This is a genomic window from Bradyrhizobium sp. SZCCHNRI1029 (assembly GCF_032487555.1).
Lineage (GTDB): Bacteria > Pseudomonadota > Alphaproteobacteria > Rhizobiales > Xanthobacteraceae > Bradyrhizobium.
The window spans coordinates 481891-499158 of the sequence record NZ_JAUEUK010000001.1 but is presented as its reverse complement, the minus strand read 5'-3'; the positions used below and the strand labels follow the sequence as shown (position 1 = coordinate 499158).

Below are 17268 nucleotides of genomic sequence, written 5' to 3'. Positions count from 1 at the left end.
CTTAATTAGAGTGAGTTGTCTATCAATGGGTCTGACCGTTTCGATGCGTCTCGCTCCGCTGAAGTCGATGACCCTGGTTTCCCTGGCGCTGGCAACGGCCGGCTGCGCCACCGCCCCGCTCGAGCGGGCCGGCTCGCTCAAGAACTACGATCATCTCGCCGAAGCCAACGGCCTGGTGACGCGCGCGCAGATCAAGGCCAACAAGAAGGAGCTGCTCGAGGCCAAGACGATCCGGATCGAGCCGACCGCGTTTCCGCCGCGTCCCGACATCGCCCTCGACGAGAGCGAGCGCAAGCTGGTGGCCAACGTCATCAGCCGGGAAATGTGCCTGCGGCTGAGCGAGCGATTCCAGATCGTCGGACCCCGCGAGGAGGCCGATCTGACGGTCAAGGCGACCGTCACCCATGCCACGGCGACCAACGCGACCGCCTCAGCCGCCTCGCAGGCGGCGTCGATCGCCAAGAGTGTCGCGCTACCCGGCGTCCCGGTGCCGGTGCCGCGGCTGCCGGTCGGGCTTGGCACGCTGTCCGTCGAGGCCGAGGCGCGCGACTTCGCAGGGTTCCAGAAGGCCGCAATGGTGTGGGCGCGCGGCGCCAACTCGGTCTCGACTGCCCGTATGGCCAATGACGGCGACGCCTACGACCTCGCTTCCGAGTTCGGCGCCGACTTCGCGAAGCTGGTGTCGACGGGCGAGTCGCCGTTCTCAGGCGTCCCGTCGCTGGCCTCGCTGCCTTCGGTGTCGAGCGTGCCGGCCAAGCTCGGCGCTGCTCCCAAATATGCCGCATGTGAGCAGTACGGACGTTTCCCCGGCCTGAAGGGCTTCGTCGGTGCCGGTCTGGGCCTGCCGCCGGGCTGGACCGACAAGGGCGCCGAGGAAGCCAGGCCGGACGCGCCGCAGCCGTCGCCGGAGATCGCAAGCGTGGAGCAGCAAGCGTCGCGATGAAGTCCGCCGCCCCCTTCCGCGTGCTTGTCCCGCGTGTCCTGCTCGCGTGCGCCGCGTCGCTGCTGCTGGCGGCGTGCGCAGCCGTCATGCCACGCAACGCGCTGCCGGAGGCGGCGGCTGTCAGCGCCGACCCGGTCGGCTTCCGCAACGTCCGCTACTGGGGTGACGAGCCGGCGCCGCGCTTTGCCGAGGCCGCGATGTCACGCGCGTCGGCCGAACTCCCGATCTCGCGTCCGCTGAATTTCCTCGCGATCTCCGGTGGCGCCGAGAACGGCGCGTTCGGCGCCGGGCTGCTGGCCGGCTGGGGCGAGGCCGGCAACCGGCCGTCGTTCGACATGGTGACGGGCGTCAGCTCCGGCGCGCTGATCGCGCCGTTCGTCTTCCTGGGGCGCGAGCATGATGACAAGCTGCGCGAGATCTTCACCGCCTATGAGCGCAAGGACATCTTCACGGTCAACATTCCCGGCCTGCTGCAGGGCTCGGCGCTGGCCGACAACACGCCGCTGTCGCGGCTGATCGAGAAGTATGTCGATCGCGAGTTTCTCCGCGACGTCGCGCGCGAGAGCAGCAAGGGCCGGGTGCTTCTGGTCGGCACCACCAATCTCGATGCGCAGCGTCCGGTGCTGTGGGACATGGGCCGCATCGCAGCCGCCGATACGCCCGAGGCGATCGCGCTGTTCCGCCAGGTGCTGCTGGCGTCCGCGACCGTGCCGGGCGCCTTCGCTCCGGTTCGCATCAAGGTGCGGATCGGCGACAAGGACTACGACGAGCTCCATGTCGACGGCGGCGTGACGCGGCAGGTGTTCATCGGTCCGTCGGTGCTGCGTCTCGTCTCCTGCCGCGGCCCGCGCCGGAGCGTGAGCGGCGCGCATCTCTACGTCATCCGCAACGCCCGCATCGATCCGCAATGGGACAGCGTCGGCGCCGACGTGCTCTCGGTGACGCAACGCTCGCTGTCGACCCTGATCAAGAACCAGGGCATCGGCGATATCTACCGCATCTACTCGGTGGCGAAGTTCAACGGCATCGACTTCAACCTCGCCAGCGTGCCGGCCGATTTCCAGGCCAAGGCCGACGGTCCGTTCGACCGCACCTACATGACCGCGCTGTTCGATCGCGGCCACGACATGGGACGGCGGGGCTATCCCTGGGTGAAGAGCCTGCCGGGGCTGCAGTCCAACGAGCACGGCATCACGGCGCAGATCCCGGCGCGCACGATGGCGGCGGCCGCGCGATGATCTGGCGAATCTGCAGGTCTGTCGTGAGCTCCGCTGCGCGCGCCGTGCTGCTGATACCATTGCTGCTCGGCGGCTGCGCGACGTCGTCCACGCCGCCGCCCGACGCCACCACGCAGTTCCACAACACCTACAACTATCTCCCCGTCAACGACGTGCCGCATGACGACCAGCGTCCGGTGTTGTCGGTCGAGCAGCAGGAGAAGCTGCGTAAGGAGCTGATGGCGGTGCGCGATCGCCAGGCGCCGGCTGTGGCGAAGGCGGCTGCGGGCAAGTCGGCAGCCGCCAAACCCGCCGCGGCAGATCCTGCCGGACCGAGATAGGCGCCGGCCGCGGGCGGAGCGGCGCTGTCCGGCCCGGATCATTCACCCCGGAGAATGCGAGCCTCAACGGGGCGCCCGGCGATCAGGACGCGTCGGCCGTCTAACGTGGCCCCGCCGCATCGGGCGCGGCCGCAACGACGGACCAATCGGAGATCGCACATGGACCATCTGACCTTGCCGCGAACCGGCGCATCCAGCGAGATCGCGACCTTCGGGCCGGTGCATCTGGAGGTCACGCATCTCGAGCGCGCGATCGATTTCTGGTGCGAGACCGCAGGTCTGCGCCTGTGCAAGCGCAACGGCGCGGCCGAGCTCGGCACGGCGGGCGAGACGCTCGTGGTGCTGCATCCCGGTGCGAAACGCCCGGCGCTGCGCGGCTTCTCCGGCCTCTATCATCTCGCCATCCATGTGCCCGACCAGGCGGAATTCTCGCGGATGCTGCGCCGGCTGATCGCCAGCCGCACGCCGATCTCGCCGGTCGATCACGTGATGTCCAAGGCGATCTATCTCAACGATCCTGACGGGCTCGGCATCGAGTTCACGCTGGAGACGCCGGAGCGGTTCGGCGGCTACGGCACGTTCGAGACCGATTTCACCGTGTTCGATGCCGAAGGCCGGCCCTGCAGTGGCAGGAGCCCGCTCGACGTGCGCCATGAGCTGGCGCAGGCGAAAGGACCGCCGCTGTCGGCGCCGCTCGCCGACGCCGCGCGGATCGGCCATCTGCATCTGCACGTCCCGCGCATCGAGGCTGCGCGCACGTTCTACACGCGGCTTGGCTTCCTGCCCGGCGCATTCGCGCCACAGCTGGGGTTTGCCGATCTCGGCGCCGGCGGCGCCTACACCCACCGTATCGCACTGAACGTCTGGCAGGGGATCGATGCGCCGCCAGCACCCGCAGGCGTGGCGCGGCTGCGCGGCTTCTCGATCCGCTTCGACACCCGCGCGCGCCTCGACGCCGCGCTGCGCGGCCACGACGAGGTGATCGTGCGGGGCGATCAGTACGTGCTGCGCGATCCCGCCGGCACCACGCTGATGCTGACCGCCGAAGCCTGATTCATCCGCCCATGGAGCCGACACGTGACCGACCAGACCGAGCCGACACCACCGCTCTCGAAGCGCACCAAGGCTGCCAAGGTGCGCAAGGCCGCGCAGCATCCGAAACGTCCGGGCGCCGGCTGCAAGGCCGAGCCGGGCAGCTTCGTGCCGGTCGTCGACCGCAACCGATGCGAGGCCAAGGGCGACTGCGTCGAGGTGTGCCCCTACAACGTGTTCGACGTTGCGCCGATCAGCAACGACGATTTCCGCGCGCTGTCCTTCCTCGGCAGGATGCGTGTGCGCTTTCACGGCATGAAGACGGCCTACACGCCGAAGAGCTATCTCTGCCTTGCCTGCGGCCTGTGCGTGGTGGCTTGCCCGGAGCGCGCCATTGATCTCGTGGAGGTCGCGGCGGGTGACAGTGCGACGTAGGAATGGAGCCTGCGACCGACCTGGTGCCGTCGACGCGATAGTCTACGCCGGTGGCTGAAAGCTCTTCAGCGCGCGGGTCTTGTACTCGTAGAGCTTGCCGGTCTCTGTCCAGGACGGCAGGCACATCGGCACGATGAATTCGGCGACCTGCTCGGGTGTCTCGAGCGTCATCGGGTCTTCACCTGGGAACACCGTGGCGCGCATGCGGGTGCGGATCGGGCCCGGGCTGAACAGGTTGACGCGCAGCGGCGTGCGCTCGGTCTCGTGCGCCCACACCCGAGCCAGCGTTTCCAGCGCCGCCTTGGTGACGGCGTAGGGGCCGAGATAGGCCTGCGCCTTGTGAGCGGCGCCTGAGGTGAGGAACACCGCGCGGCCGGCGTCGGAGGCCTTCAGCAGCGGCTCCATGCAGCGGATCAGCTGGAAGTTGGCGGTGAGGTTGACCGCGACGACGTCGTTCCACGGCTTGAGGTCGATATGGCCGAGCGGTGAGGAGGGGCCGGGCACGGCGGCATTGCCGACGAGGATGTCGAGCTTGCCATGGCGCTCATGCAGCGCGGCGCCGAGCCGGGCGATGCCGTCGCTGTCGGTCATGCTGAGCGGCACCAGGGTGGCGCCGCTGCCGGTCTCTTTCCGGATCTCGTCGTCGAGCTCCTCCAGCCCGCCCTGGGTGCGGGCGACGGCGACGACATGCGCACCGGCGCGCGCGAGCGCGCGGGCGGTCGCATGGCCGATGCCGCGCGAGGCGCCGGTGACGAGGGCAATACGATTGGCGAGGGGAAGGGTCATCACGATCATCTCTCAGCCGTCGTCCCGGCGAACGCCGGGATCCATATTCCGCGGCGGTTATGATGGAGTTGGGTGGCTGTGGCTAGTCCTGCCCGACAAACGACGGCCGGTGGTCAGGGCCTCCGGCATGTGCCGGGACGACGGCCGATCGAACGCCGTCATTCCGGGGCGAGGCCGTTAGGCCTCGAACCCGGAATCTAGAGGTCAGGCGCACAAAACAATTTCGAGATTCCGGGTTCGATGCTGCGCATCACCCCGGAATGACACCATGTGGAAAGAGCCTCAGCTCGCCTCCGCCAGGAGCGACAATTGCTGCTGGGTCGGCTCGACCAGCGACTGGTCGGTGAGGTGGGTCGGATAGCTGCCGGTGAAGCAGTGGTCGGCGTATTTCGGCGCGGCGGGGTCGCGGGCCGGCTCGCCCATGGCGCGGTACATGCCGTCGATCGACAGGAACGCCAGCGAGTCGGCGCCGATCAGCTCGCGCATCTCCTCGAGCGAATGCGTCGCCGCCAGCAGGCCGCCGCGGTCCGGCAGGTCGATGCCGTAATAGTCGGGGTAGAGGATCGGCGGTGAGGCGAGGCGGAAATGCACCTCCGTGGCGCCGGCGTCGCGCATCATGCGCACGATCTTGCGCGAAGTGGTGCCGCGCACCAGCGAGTCGTCGATCAGGATGATGCGCTTGCCTTCGATCGCGGCGCGGTTGGCCGAGTGCTTCATGCGCACGCCGGATTCGCGGATCGCCTGCGTCGGCTGGATGAAGGTGCGGCCGACATAGTGATTGCGGATGATGCCGAGCTCGAACGGCACGCCCGAATGCTGGCTGTAGCCGATCGCCGCCGGCACGCCGGAATCGGGCACCGGCACGACGACGTCGACGTCGGGATGGCTCTCGCGCGCGAGCTGCGCGCCGAATGCCTTGCGGACCTCGTAGACCGAGCGGCCGCCGACCACTGAGTCGGGCCGGGCGAAGTAGATGTATTCGAAGACGCAGGGACGCGCCGGCTTCGGCGGGAACGGCTTGTGGCTGTGGGCGCCGTTTTCATCGAAGATCACGACCTCGCCCGGCTCGATGTCGCGGATGTAGCGCGCGCCGATCATGTCGAGCGCGCAGGTCTCCGAGGCCAGGATCGGGCAGCCCTCGAGCTCGCCATACACCAGCGGGCGGATGCCGAGGGGATCGCGGGCGCCGATCAGCTTCTTGTTGGTCATGCAGACCAGCGAGTAGGCGCCTTCGAGCGCGCGCAGCGCCTCGATGAAGCGGTCGATGAAATTGGTGCGGCGGGAATGCGCGACCAGATGCAGGATCACCTCGGTGTCGGTGGTCGACTGCATGATGGCGCCGGCGCGCACCAGCTCGCGGCGGAGCGTGAGCCCGTTGGTGAGGTTGCCGTTGTGGCCGACAGCGAAGCCGCCGGCATTGAGCTCGGCGAACAGCGGCTGCACGTTGCGCAGGATCGTGGCGCCGGTGGTCGCGTAGCGCACGTGACCGATCGCGGCATTGCCGGGCAGGCGCTCGATCACCTCGCGGCGGGAGAAGGTGTCGCCGACGAGGCCCAGGCGGCGCTCGCTGTGGAAGCGCGTGCCGTCATAGGAGACGATGCCGGCGGCTTCCTGGCCGCGATGCTGGAGCGCGTGCAGGCCGAGCGCGGTGATCGCGGCGGCATCATTGTGCCCATAAATGCCGAACACGCCGCACTCTTCGCGCAGCGTGTCTCCGTCAAGGTCTGGGTCTCTGAGGTAGGCTTGAGGTCCGAAGTCCAGATCCGCGTGAGTATCCGCTTGGGCTTCGCCGGAAGAATCGTGGTGCAGGTCCATCGCGCCTCTCTTCTGGGCTGAGCTCACTTGGCCGCGGGTTTCTCGATCAGCTTCTTCAAGCTGTCGCGGGCAGGCTTGCTATACCCATCGCCGCCCGCTCCGGGCGACTCGGTGTCAGTCTGGTCGTCGTCCGGCTTGTTCTTCTTGAATTTCTTTAAAATGGTGTTCTCAGGATCATCAGGCAAGAGCGACATCAGCCAATCCCCGGTTCCCTGCAGGACCACACGGGATTTGGCACCGGTGACCCAGTCCGGGCGCTGCTTGTCCGGCACCAGCCAGCTGAAGAACAGGAAGGCGACGACCACGATCAGCAGGCCGCGGCCCAGTCCGAACAGGAATCCGAGGGTGCGGTCGAGCGCGCCGATGCGCGAATCGAGAATCATGTCGGAGATTTTGACCGTGATCACCGAGACGATCAGCAGGGTGCCCACGAAAGTACCGGCGACGACGACCACGCTCGCGACGGTATCGTTGTTGAAATAGGTCTTGGCGGTCGGCAGCAGCTTGGAGAATGAATAAAGCGTGACCAGGGCGGCCGCGCCCCAGGCCGCGATCGACAGCACCTCGCGCATGAAGCCCCGGACCATCGCGAGCAGCCCCGACACCAGCATCACGCCGAGCAGGATGAGATCGAGGATCGTTATCGGCATCGGCTGCTCAGGTCCGCTTCACAGGTCCAAGGTTCGCTTCGAGTCGACGGAGGACCGCCCCTCCGGGAGGAGGACAGCGAGGTTCCCCGGCAAGTCCGGACGGCTGCACGATCCCGTGTGGGCGACCGGTTGCGGCGTTGTATAGCGGCGAGTCACGCGAACGTCACGGTCCGGCTAGCCGTCCTGGCGGCGGAATCTCGCCGGTGTGGCATTTTTTTCGGCATGGCTGGGGCTGCGGCGGCCCTGGTCGCCGTCTTCGCGGCTGCTGTCGTGTCGGGCACGAGGCGTGCCGCGCGCGGCGATGTCGGCCACCAGGCTGGTCAATCCGCCGACGGTATTGAGGCTGAGCCCGGCGTCGCCGCCGGCCTCGCCGCGGGCGCGCTCCGGCAGTACCACGCGGCCGAAGCCGAGCTTGGCAGCCTCCTTCAGCCGAGCCGAGGTCTGCGCCACCGGTCGGACCGCGCCCGACAGCGAGATTTCGCCGAAATAGACCGCATCGGGCGGCAGCGGAGCGTTGACCAGCGAGGAGACCAGAGCCGCGGCCGCGGCGAGATCCGCCGCAGGCTCGTTGATGCGCAGGCCGCCGGCGACGTTGAGATAGACGTCGTGGCCCGACAGCTTGACGCCGCAATGCGCCTCCAGCACGGCCAGCACCATCGACAGCCGGCTCGGATCCCAGCCGACCACGGCGCGGCGCGGCGTGCCGAGGGAGGTCGGCGCCACCAGGGCCTGGATTTCGACCAGCACGGGGCGCGTGCCCTCGATCCCGGCAAAGACCGCCGTGCCGGGGCTGCCGAGATCGCGCTCGGACAGGAACAGCTCGGAGGGGTTGGTGACCTCGCGCAGACCCAATCCGGTCATTTCGAACACGCCGATCTCGTCGGTCGGGCCGAACCGGTTCTTGACCGCGCGCAGGATGCGGAACTGCTGCGAGCCCTCGCCCTCGAACGACAGCACCGCGTCGACCATGTGCTCGACGACGCGGGGCCCGGCGATCTGGCCGTCCTTGGTGACGTGGCCGACCAGGATGATCGCGGCGCCGGATTTCTTGGCGAACCTGATCAGCTTCTGCGCCGAGGCGCGCACTTGCGTCACCGTGCCCGGCGCCGATTCGACGGTGTCGGTCCACATCGTCTGGATCGAATCGATCACGATCAGTCGCGGCACGCCGCCTTCGGACAGGGTCGCGATGATGTCCTCCACCGACGTCTCAGCCGCCAGTTGTACCGGCGCATCCGCAAGCCCGAGGCGCTCGGCGCGCAGCCGCACCTGGGCGACAGCTTCCTCGCCGGAAATGTAGACCGCGCGATGGCCGGCGCGCGCCAGCATCGAGGTCGCCTGGGTCAGCAACGTCGATTTGCCGATGCCGGGATCGCCGCCGACCAAGAGCACCGAGCCGCGGACGAAGCCGCCGCCGGTGACGCGGTCGAGCTCGGTCATGCCCGACGACAGCCGCGGCGCGTCGATGGTCTTGCCGGTCAGCGATTCCAACTGGAAGGTGCGGCCCTTGCGCTTGGAGCGCAGCGAGACCGGCGCGGAGGTCGCGCCCGTCGTGTCTTCCTCGGCCAGCGTGTTCCACTCGCCGCAGGCCTCGCACTTGCCCTGCCAGCGCGAATAGGCCGCGCCGCAGTTCTGGCAGACGAAGGAGAGCGTGGTCTTGGCCATGAGGTGAGAATCGGTGCGGTCAGGAGTGGGTGGCGTTCCATAACATACTTAGGCCCGCGGCCAGCATGATGCCATCCATCACCACGCGGAACACATCGGGCTTCATGTGCAGCACGAAGCGCTTGGCGACGAAGGCGCCAGCCATCAGCGAGCCGCCGGCGATCAGGCCCTTGAGCAGAATGTCCGGCGTCAGCGCGCCGAAACGCTGGAAGGTGATGGATTTCGAGACGTAGAGCCCGAGCGAGCTCGCGGCCTCGGTGGCGAGGAACGCGCCCTTCGACAGCCCGTAGAACAGGAACAGCGGCACGCTCAGCGGTCCGGTCGAGACCACGATGCCGGTGAGGAAACCGATGATCGCGCCGCCGAGCGCGAGATGCCAGAGGTTGGCCTTGAGGTCGTGCCGCGTCAGCCAATGCCGTACCGGCACCATCGCCATCAGGAACAGCCCGATCGTGATATCGACCGCCTGCGACGGCAGGATCAGCAAGGTGCGCGCGCCGAGTGCGGCGGCCGGAATGCCGGTGACCGAATAGGCCGCGCAGGCGCGCCAGTCGACCTCGCGCCACCACGCCAGGATGCGCGACAGGTTCGCCATGACCGCAGCGACCGCCATGATCGGCACGGCCTCCTTCGGGCCGTACTCGTAGGCCAGCACCGGCATCAGCATGATCGACGAGCCGGTGCCGACGATGCCGGACAAGGTACCGGCCACGAGGCCGACCGCGAGGACGAAGAGGAAGCCCAAGATTTTCGCGCCTTCGTGATGGCGGGCAAGATCTCTCTCCCGTCATTGCGAGCGAAGCGAATCAATCCAGAGTCGCGCGCATGACTCTGGATTGCTTCGCCGCTTCGCTCCTCGCAATGACGGATGAGAGAAGCAGGGCCCAGGTGGTTAACGGGTGGTTCGAGCCGACTCGAAATCGGCGATGATTGTGCGTCCGCATCATTAAAAGTTGAAGCGTATTCCTCGCACGTCCGCCGATGTTCTCGGACGATGACGATGAGCAAAACGCTAATGTCCTTGCAGATGCGGCCGTCCATGACGGCAACCGCCGAGGCGGAGTTCCCCTGGTTCGCGGCCGCGATGCTGGCCATGGAAGCCGGCGAGGTCATCCGGCTCCGGCTGGAAAAGTTCGCGCGCGGCGAAGCCGATGCGGGCGAGGAGGCGGAGCTGATGGTCAGCGAAAAGCTCGCCGCAGCCCTGGAGGCGACGGCGAAGCTGATGGCCGGCGCCAGCCCGGCGGCGGTCGTCGATCTCTATCGGGATTATGTCGCGGCCAACGCCGAGCGGCTGTCGGCGTAAGCCCCGCGCAGTCCGATTGCGTTGGACTGCGGATGTCGAGCAACGCAGACGAGCTGGTCGAAACGCCGCCGACCGGGCGGTTTCATGCGTCCAGGTGCGGTGTTGCCATCGCGATGAAGATCGGACACCTTCCCGAAAACACCGACTGCTGTTCACTTCCTTTCGCCGGACCGATCCAGTGCGACTGCTCATACGCCTCATGCAACGCGTGCTGGTCGCCGGGCTGGGGATCTTCACGGTCTGGCTGATCGTCTTCGTGGTGTTCGAGACCGCGAACCGCAGGCTGCCCTGGATTGTCGCAGTCGGCGTCAGCTACGCGTTCGCGGCCTATGTCGTTCTGCCACGCGTGATCCGGTTGAGTCTCAGGATTCTTCAGAAGCGGCGAGTGCCCAGCTACACGATCACGGGTGATGGATTGCCCGGCGACCCCGTCAATCTCGCCCTGGTCGGGACGCTCCAACAGCTTCGCGCAAGCTTTGCTGCGGTGGGGTGGTCTGAAGCGGACCGATTGGGCCTGACGAGCTCTTGGGCCATGATCCGCGCCTTCGTCCTCGATACGCCTTACCCCACCGCTCCGTTCAGCACGCTCTATCTGTTCGGACGCGGCCAGGATATCGGCTTTCAGAAAGCCATCGGCAACAGCCCGCGACAGCGCCATCACGTCAGGTTCTGGGCTGTTGGCCTGGCACACGCAGAGCAAACCTGGAATGCAGGCGATTTCTGGTCCAACGCCGATCGGCCGGCGGTCGATGAATCCGCTCTGTGGGTCGGAGCCGGCACGAAGGACACCGGCCTATCGTTCACTCGATTGACGTTTCAGGTCACGCACGCCACCGACCCGGATGTCAACGCCGAGCGGGACTACATCATGGCCGAACTGATCAGGACACGATCGATCGAGATCGTGGAGCTGTACAAAGCTGGTCAGAGCCTCCCTGAGCGGGTCAATCACTACGTGACGGACGGTGACATTGCGTTGGCGAGCATGTTGGTCTCCACCACGGACGACGGCACATGATTGCCGTCGTCTGTCTAATGGACATGCTGACGAGCCTCTTTCGATGTCGTTCGCTCTGCTCGGGGCCGGACCAGGAAGGCGGTGCCGAGCAGGACGACCATCGCAACGCAGACGACCGTCAGGAACGCCTGATCGAAGGCGCGGTGAGCGTGCGAGGTGACGATGGCAGCGAGTTCGGTTGGCAGCCGCTCGGCGGCGATCAGCGCCTCGTCGATGCTATCGCGCGCAACGGCGGGAATGCCGAGGCCGTCGGGCAGAACCATGAACGCCGTATAGACTCCGGACAGGATGCTGCCGAAAATGCTGATGCCGATCGTGCCGCCGAGCTCGAACGACACCTCCTCGATCGACGCGGCCATGCCTTCGCGGCCTTCAGGCGCGTGATTCATCACGGAGTTGGAGGCGGCGGCAATGGATGCTCCGAGCCCGAGCCCGTTGATCGCGATGCAGACCAATTGCAGGGCCAGATTGGCGTTGTAGCAGAGCAGGTAACCGGCCGCGCCGATGCCGGCGATCAACAGCGCGCCGGACATCGTGGTGGCGGCTCCCACGCGACGGAGCATGAGGCTCGCGAGCGGCCCGCCGATGAATGCACCGAGCGGGGCCGGCAGGATGTACAATGCCGCCTGCAGCGGCGAGTAGCCGAGGACGAGTTGCAGGCGCTGGCTGATCGCGAGCTCCGTCCCCGCAATGGCAAGCGAAGCCACGATCGCGGTGATCACGCTGAGCGTGAACTCGACGTTTCGGAACAGGGTGAAGTCGAGCAAAGGATCCTCGAGACGCAATTGACGGCGTACGAACACCGTCAACATGATGACCGTCGCGACAGCCGTGCCGGCAAGGACGACATAGGAAGACTGGCGACTGCCGAGCTCCTCGACGACGTAGGCGAAGCCGATCAGCCCGGCCATCACCTGCACTGAACCGAGGAGGTCCCAGTCGCGCTCAGCACGATCGGCCGGTGCAGGAATCAGCAGCAGGCCGGCGACCAGCGCCAGGACGACGAGCGGCACGTTGATCAGAAAGACCGAGCCCCACCAGAAATATTCCAGCAGGACACCGCCGACCAAGGGGCCGACTGCCGCCCCGCTGGACGCAACGGCTCCCCAGATCGCGATGGCGAGCGCCCGTTCGTGGTCATCGGAGAAGGTGATGCGAATGATCGACAGCGTCGCCGGCATCATCAGAGCGGCGCCGATCGCGAGCAGGACGCGTCCGCCAACCAGGATCGTGGCGGTCGGCGAATAGGCGGCGACGACCGAGGCCAGTCCGAAGACGATGAGGCCGGCGACGAATGTCCTCTTGTGCCCGACGCGATCGCCGAGCGAGCCGAAGCCTGGAAGCAGGCCGGCGACGACGAGCCCGTAGGCCATGACGATCCACAATTTCTCCGAGGCGGTTGCTCCGAGCTCATGGGTCAGGCTGGGCAGCGCGGTATAGAGCACCGTCATGTCGATGACGACGAGCGCCAGCGCGCTGGAGACGGTCAGGAGGATCAGCCAGCGATTACGTTTCGACATCGGCGAATCCGCCGGCGCAAGATTCTGTTCAGTCCGCGCATTCGCCATCTCGTGCACCGTCCTCATTCCCGTTCAGAGTCTGTCGCGATGCGTGATCCGGCCGTTCATCATCGTCAACTGAACGTTCACCTTGCCGATCTCGTGCGGCCCGACATCGAACAGGTTCTTCTCCAGCACGATCAGATCGGCCAGCTTCCCGACCTTGATGGAGCCGATCTTATCCTCCATGCGCATCTGGTAAGCTCCGTTGATTGTGTAGCCTCGGATGAGCTGCGGCAGGCTCAGGCGTTCGGCAGCGGGCGGATGGACCAGGCCGTCGGGCTTGCCGGGCTCCTGGCGCGTATGGCCGGCCTGCACCGCCTCGAGCGGCTTGACCACGACCTTGGAGCCGGTCGCCAGGGCATCCATTCCGAACGACACCGTGACGCCTTGGTCGATGAACGTCTTGAAGCTGTACATGCGGCTCCAGCGCTCTTCGCCGTAGATCTCGCGGATGCGGCGCTGGCTCGTATCCGGCACGCCCCACTGGATCTGGGTGTTCGCAATCAGGCCGAGCTTTCTGAAGCGCGCAATGTCCGAGGGCGCGGTGAGGAACGCGTGGCAGATGGTATGGCGGCGGTTGCCGGGGCCCTGCCTGCCGAACGCGGCTTCGTATCCATCCAGGCTCATGCGAACTGCGGCGTCGCCGACGGCGTGAAGGTGCGTATCGATTCCCTCCGCATGGGCTTCGCGCAGGATTCGATTCAACACGGGCGATGGCAACAATGGTTCGCCGCGCCAATCCTGCCTTCCGGCATAGGGATCCAGCAGATAGGCGGTGCGGCTCAGCTCGGTGCCATCGACGATCAGCTTGAGCACCTCGGCCTTGACCAGCGGAGTGCGATAGCGCTTCCGATAGGCCCGAATGATCGGCAGCGGATCGACGTTGGGGTCGTTGTGATAGAGGCTGCCGATCACGCGTTGCAGCAGCTTGCCGCGGCTCTCGAGGTCGACCAGCATGTCGAAACCGTGATGCTGCTCGGTCGGCCAGGCGCTGAAGCCGGCATCGAAGAGGGTGGTGATGCCGGCGGCTGCGAGCTTGGGCTGCCATTCCTCGATGGCGGCGGCGGCCGACTTGAGGCCGAACGGTTCGATGCCGTGCTTTTCGAGCGTCTTCAGTACCGCGAACAGCGCGGGTACTTCCGAAATGAAGCCAGTCGGCTCGCCATTGGGATCCTTTTCGTACCAGGAGGAGCCGGGCACGACGTCGCGTGGGGTGTCCCTCGTGATGCCGGCCATCTCCAGCAGCTTGGAATTGACCCAGTAGCTGTGCAGATCGCAACTGACGAGCAGGACCGGCCGGTCGGGGAAGATCGCGTCCAGCGGTTCCTTGCGGGGACCCGAGGCGGGAAACGCGCCCGCGATCCATCCGAAGCCGAGAATGAACTTCTCGTCGGAATGCGTCTTGGCGTAATCGCGCAGGATCTCGGAGATGCGCTCAGGATCTTCCTCGTTGACCCAGGCGCCGCGGGCAAATGCCAGAGTGCAAAGATGCCAATGCGCCTCGACGAAGCCCGGCATCAGCATGCGGCCCTTGAGGTCGATGACCTCAGCCCCCCGTCCGGCAAACTTCATCGCTCCGGCATCGTCGCCGACATAGACGATCTTGTCGCCCTTGACGACGACGGCCGCCGCCCAGGGCTGCGAGTCTTCCACCGTGTAGACGCGCCCGCCGCGAAACACGGTCGTGCGATTGGGGGCGGCAAAAGCCGGAGCCGAGCCCGCGGCCGCGAATGCTGCGGCGGCAGCCGTTGTTGCAACCATCTGGCGACGGGTCAGTCCGCCGCCCTCCGGCTTCGACGCCGCGAACAGCGAACCGATGGCTGAGCCGCATGCGATGCACATTGTCCTGCTCCGAAAAGCCCGCGTTCCGCGTGAGCCGCATCCTTCCCTGATCGAACGCTAAACTACGTTCCTCCGCGGCCGCCAGGATTGACCGCGATCAAATCGGCCTCAAAGGCGTCGAGCGTACGCACGCAGACTGATGCTCTGGATGCTTGCTGATGGTGAAAATTCAAATCGAATGCCTTCAGACAGGATTGCAGACCGGATTGCTGCTCACGGCCACGGAGGCCGCTCGTTCCAAGCAGCGTCATTTTGGAAACAGGAAAGCCAGGCTGGCCCGAAACTGCCAATGCGATGCCTGGTCCGGTTTCAGCAGATTGTAGTACGCGCCCACCTCGGCATTGATCGGCTGCTTGTCGACCATGAAGAGCTTGCCCACGCCGACGCCGATCGGGACGACCCAGCGATCATTGCCCTTCGCGAGCCAGTTCGCCGTGATGATGGGACTCGAGCTGATGTAGGATCCGTCGGAGAAGTTGTAGGTCACGAAGTACTGCAGCATCATCTGGTTCACCGGCGCGCGGTCGCTCGGACCTGCAAACGACCAGATGTTGCTGGCGAGCACCCCCAGCACCCATGGACCCGGCATGGTCAGCGCGACAATGGTCGGACCTGCGCTCCATTTTCCCGAACCGAGGGCGGGATCGGTCGCCGACGGATAGGAAAAGGTCGGGCCGACACCCCAGATGAGGGCGCCCGAATGGGACGGGGTGAGCGCGAAGATCTGGTTGATGTCGCCGACCCCGCCGATCCGGCCTTGCTCGGGGGAAAAGCGGATCTGGGCGATGCCGGGAATGGTCGTGCGCGTCACCAGATTCCAGTCGGCATTGAGCTGGAACGGGATGACCGGCTCGATCTTGAAGACGTCGGCCGTCTGCCGGTACGGGCCCGTATTCGGCATAGCGATATTCTCAAGGCCGACGCTGATCGTGTCCGCGATCGGGTTCTGCGCCGCCTTGGCCAGATCTTCGAGCGACGGCGTCTTGGCCTGCTGTGCCAGGGCGCCGGAGTCATGGCAGAGTGCCGAGATCAGGAGCAACAGAACCACGTGTCGGAAGGCTCTCGGCGTCCTTGTCGACCTCGCTGTCGAAGCGCCGCTCTTGCAGCCACTGTCTCGCGCCCGCACCGTGTGGCCCCGCTGCATCACGTGAAGGTCGGAAAACGCTCGCCCGCGAACAGGGACCGCCGGAGACGAGACCAGTTGGACGCGAACTGGAACGTGTCGAGATCGGTGTAGGTCTGGCCGATCACCTGCATGCCCGAGGGCATGCGGTCCTCGACCAAGCCGAGCGGGACATCGACGACCGGATAGCGGTTGAGCAGATTCCAGTGCCACGTCAGCGCCAAGCCCAGACCGGTGCCTACCCACGGGTCCACCTTGTTTTCCTTGCTCTTGAACATGTCGGCCCCGACAAGAGGCGTTGCCATGGTCGGCATGAGCAGGATGCGGTACCCCTTGCCGAACACGCGCTGCTGGACCTGGCGGTGCAGCCGCTGCAGCAGCTCTTCGGCTTCTTCGGCCTGGCGCGGTCCGACCGGGCCGACCTGGTCGAGCATTTCGGTCATGTAGGGCGAGAGCTGATCGCGATGCGCATTCGAGATCTCGATCGCAGTGCCGATGGACGTCGACATCAGCCCGCGGATGAAGACCATCTTGTGGGCCTTCGTGAAGCCGCAATCGACTTCGTCCACCGTGCAACCCGCGGCGCGCAGAGCCTCGATGCCTCTCAGCATCGCAGCCTTCACGGACGGTATGACGTCCGCAATGCCGGCGCCCCAATCCACGGCGATGCGCCACCCGGAAAGGCGCGGATAACGGGTGGGATAGTCGAGGCGAGGGCGCATCGCGGCCATCATCCGCTCGGACGGACCGACGATCGCGTTCTGGAGGCGGACGAGGTCGTCGAAGCGCCGCGCCATCGGGCCCGAGGTCGCGAACGGGATTTCCCCACCGGCCACGCGTCCGAACGGCGGCCTGAAGCCATAGAGACCACATTGCGAGGCGGGAATTCGGATCGAGCCGCCCATGTCCGAGCCCATGGCGAGCGTCGTGAAGCCTGCGGCCAGCGCCGCGCCCGATCCCGCCGACGACCCGCCCGGAGAGTATTCGAGATTCCATGGATTGCGTGTCGTGCCCCAGGCGCGGGTGGACGCGCCGAGGAAGAGGTAGAATTCCGGCACGGTCGTCTGGAACGGCATGACGGCGCCGGCTGCCTCGAGCAAGTCGGTGATGGCCGAGTTTTCCGTTGCCGGCGGCGAGTCCTTGTAGATGAGCGAGCCCTGTGTGGTCCGCCAGCCCGGCCTGGAGAATTCGTCCTTGATGGCTACCGTGATCCCTTCGAGCGGCCTCTGGTTGCCGCGCCGATAGCGGTCCTCGGACAGCTTGGCCTCCTTGAGCGCCTGATCGAAATGCTCGTAGGTGATGCAATTGACCTTCGTGTTGTAGGCTTCGATCCGCTTGATCTGCGCCTTCAAGAGATCGACCGGCGACGCCTTGCGGGCCCGGAACATGGCGATGAGATCGGCGACCGACGCGTAGCAGAGCGGATCGGCAGACTCGGCCCGCGCGGCCGGCAAACCGAGTTCGGACGCGACCAACGCCGCTCCCGCGCCTTTGATGAGCATTCTTCTGTTGATCATATACGCCTCCGCATGTCCG

The 17268-nt window shown here is 66.2% G+C and carries 16 protein-coding genes; 7 read left to right on the top strand and 9 right to left on the bottom strand.

Annotation, left to right across the window (positions count from 1 at the left end; genetic code table 11):
* Positions 1–25: 25 nt before the first annotated feature.
* From QW861_RS02335 to QW861_RS02315, 5 genes are all read left to right on the top strand, one after another.
* Positions 26–943 (top strand): DUF3313 family protein, encoded by a 918-nt coding sequence (locus tag QW861_RS02335; protein ID WP_315712471.1) that lies wholly within the window; start codon positions 26–28, stop codon positions 941–943.
* Positions 940–2181 (top strand): patatin-like phospholipase family protein, encoded by a 1242-nt coding sequence (locus QW861_RS02330; RefSeq protein ID WP_316192655.1) that lies wholly within the window; start codon positions 940–942, stop codon positions 2179–2181. Before QW861_RS02335 ends, QW861_RS02330 begins: the two co-directional genes overlap by 4 nt.
* Before the next feature lie 23 nt (positions 2182–2204).
* A complete protein-coding gene (locus tag QW861_RS02325) occupies positions 2205–2501 on the top strand; it encodes a hypothetical protein (protein ID WP_315749924.1) in 297 nt (98 codons plus the stop codon).
* Between the two features lie 159 nt (positions 2502–2660).
* Positions 2661–3554 carry a VOC family protein gene (locus QW861_RS02320; protein ID WP_316192654.1) on the top strand — a complete coding sequence of 298 codons (894 nt, stop codon included), beginning with the start codon at positions 2661–2663 and terminating at the stop codon, positions 3552–3554.
* A 24-nt stretch (positions 3555–3578) separates the two neighbouring features.
* On the top strand, positions 3579–3968 hold the full coding sequence (locus QW861_RS02315; protein ID WP_316192653.1) for a 4Fe-4S binding protein: 390 nt from the start codon (positions 3579–3581) through the stop codon (positions 3966–3968).
* A 42-nt stretch (positions 3969–4010) separates the two neighbouring features.
* On the opposite strand, the gene QW861_RS02310 is transcribed toward QW861_RS02315, so the two are convergent.
* From QW861_RS02310 to QW861_RS02290, 5 genes are all read right to left on the bottom strand, one after another.
* Entirely contained in the window at positions 4011–4754 is a 744-nt protein-coding gene (locus QW861_RS02310) for an SDR family NAD(P)-dependent oxidoreductase (RefSeq protein ID WP_315750040.1), read from the bottom strand.
* Between the two features lie 282 nt (positions 4755–5036).
* Positions 5037–6569 (bottom strand): amidophosphoribosyltransferase, encoded by a 1533-nt coding sequence (purF, locus tag QW861_RS02305; protein WP_315712462.1) that lies wholly within the window; start codon positions 6567–6569, stop codon positions 5037–5039.
* Between the two features lie 23 nt (positions 6570–6592).
* Positions 6593–7219 (bottom strand): CvpA family protein, encoded by a 627-nt coding sequence (locus QW861_RS02300; protein ID WP_315712460.1) that lies wholly within the window; start codon positions 7217–7219, stop codon positions 6593–6595.
* Between the two features lie 174 nt (positions 7220–7393).
* Positions 7394–8884, bottom strand: coding sequence for a DNA repair protein RadA (gene radA / locus QW861_RS02295; protein WP_315749927.1), 1491 nt, complete (start codon positions 8882–8884; stop codon positions 7394–7396).
* A gap of 19 nt (positions 8885–8903) precedes the next feature.
* Entirely contained in the window at positions 8904–9629 is a 726-nt protein-coding gene (locus tag QW861_RS02290) for a sulfite exporter TauE/SafE family protein (protein WP_315712457.1), read from the bottom strand.
* Between the two features lie 270 nt (positions 9630–9899).
* Between QW861_RS02290 and QW861_RS02285 the strand changes: the two genes are divergently transcribed.
* Together QW861_RS02285 and QW861_RS02280 are read left to right on the top strand one after the other, a co-directional pair.
* Positions 9900–10187 carry a hypothetical protein gene (locus tag QW861_RS02285; protein WP_409998620.1) on the top strand — a complete coding sequence of 96 codons (288 nt, stop codon included), beginning with the start codon at positions 9900–9902 and terminating at the stop codon, positions 10185–10187.
* A gap of 199 nt (positions 10188–10386) precedes the next feature.
* Positions 10387–11205, top strand: coding sequence for an LssY C-terminal domain-containing protein (locus tag QW861_RS02280; protein WP_315749930.1), 819 nt, complete (start codon positions 10387–10389; stop codon positions 11203–11205).
* Positions 11206–11219: 14 nt separating this feature from the next.
* Here QW861_RS02280 and QW861_RS02275 read toward each other — a convergent pair whose 3' ends face one another.
* From QW861_RS02275 to QW861_RS02260, 4 genes are all read right to left on the bottom strand, one after another.
* Positions 11220–12725, bottom strand: coding sequence for an MFS transporter (locus QW861_RS02275; protein ID WP_315749931.1), 1506 nt, complete (start codon positions 12723–12725; stop codon positions 11220–11222).
* Between the two features lie 72 nt (positions 12726–12797).
* Positions 12798–14609 (bottom strand): amidohydrolase, encoded by a 1812-nt coding sequence (locus QW861_RS02270; protein ID WP_315749932.1) that lies wholly within the window; start codon positions 14607–14609, stop codon positions 12798–12800.
* Between the two features lie 247 nt (positions 14610–14856).
* Complete coding sequence (locus QW861_RS02265) at positions 14857–15657, bottom strand: hypothetical protein (protein WP_315749934.1); 801 nt, start codon at positions 15655–15657, stop codon at positions 14857–14859.
* A gap of 95 nt (positions 15658–15752) precedes the next feature.
* Complete coding sequence (locus QW861_RS02260) at positions 15753–17249, bottom strand: amidase (RefSeq protein WP_315749935.1); 1497 nt, start codon at positions 17247–17249, stop codon at positions 15753–15755.
* Positions 17250–17268 lie beyond the last annotated feature (19 nt).

What these genes read in the sequence shown, in the direction of transcription:
- QW861_RS02330 (WP_316192655.1), top strand. Translation starts at nt 940, where the DNA reads ATGAAGTCCGCCGCCCCCTTCCGCGTGCTTGTCCCGCGTGTCCTGCTC.
- radA (WP_315749927.1), bottom strand. Translation starts at nt 8,884, where the DNA reads ATGGCCAAGACCACGCTCTCCTTCGTCTGCCAGAACTGCGGCGCGGCC.
- QW861_RS02270 (WP_315749932.1), bottom strand. Translation starts at nt 14,609, where the DNA reads ATGTGCATCGCATGCGGCTCAGCCATCGGTTCGCTGTTCGCGGCGTCG.
- purF (WP_315712462.1), bottom strand. Translation starts at nt 6,569, where the DNA reads ATGGACCTGCACCACGATTCTTCCGGCGAAGCCCAAGCGGATACTCAC.
- QW861_RS02275 (WP_315749931.1), bottom strand. Translation starts at nt 12,725, where the DNA reads ATGTCGAAACGTAATCGCTGGCTGATCCTCCTGACCGTCTCCAGCGCG.
- QW861_RS02300 (WP_315712460.1), bottom strand. Translation starts at nt 7,219, where the DNA reads ATGCCGATAACGATCCTCGATCTCATCCTGCTCGGCGTGATGCTGGTG.
- QW861_RS02280 (WP_315749930.1), top strand. Translation starts at nt 10,387, where the DNA reads ATGCAACGCGTGCTGGTCGCCGGGCTGGGGATCTTCACGGTCTGGCTG.
- QW861_RS02335 (WP_315712471.1), top strand. Translation starts at nt 26, where the DNA reads ATGGGTCTGACCGTTTCGATGCGTCTCGCTCCGCTGAAGTCGATGACC.
- QW861_RS02310 (WP_315750040.1), bottom strand. Translation starts at nt 4,754, where the DNA reads ATGACCCTTCCCCTCGCCAATCGTATTGCCCTCGTCACCGGCGCCTCG.
- QW861_RS02285 (WP_409998620.1), top strand. Translation starts at nt 9,900, where the DNA reads ATGTCCTTGCAGATGCGGCCGTCCATGACGGCAACCGCCGAGGCGGAG.
- QW861_RS02260 (WP_315749935.1), bottom strand. Translation starts at nt 17,249, where the DNA reads ATGATCAACAGAAGAATGCTCATCAAAGGCGCGGGAGCGGCGTTGGTC.
- QW861_RS02320 (WP_316192654.1), top strand. Translation starts at nt 2,661, where the DNA reads ATGGACCATCTGACCTTGCCGCGAACCGGCGCATCCAGCGAGATCGCG.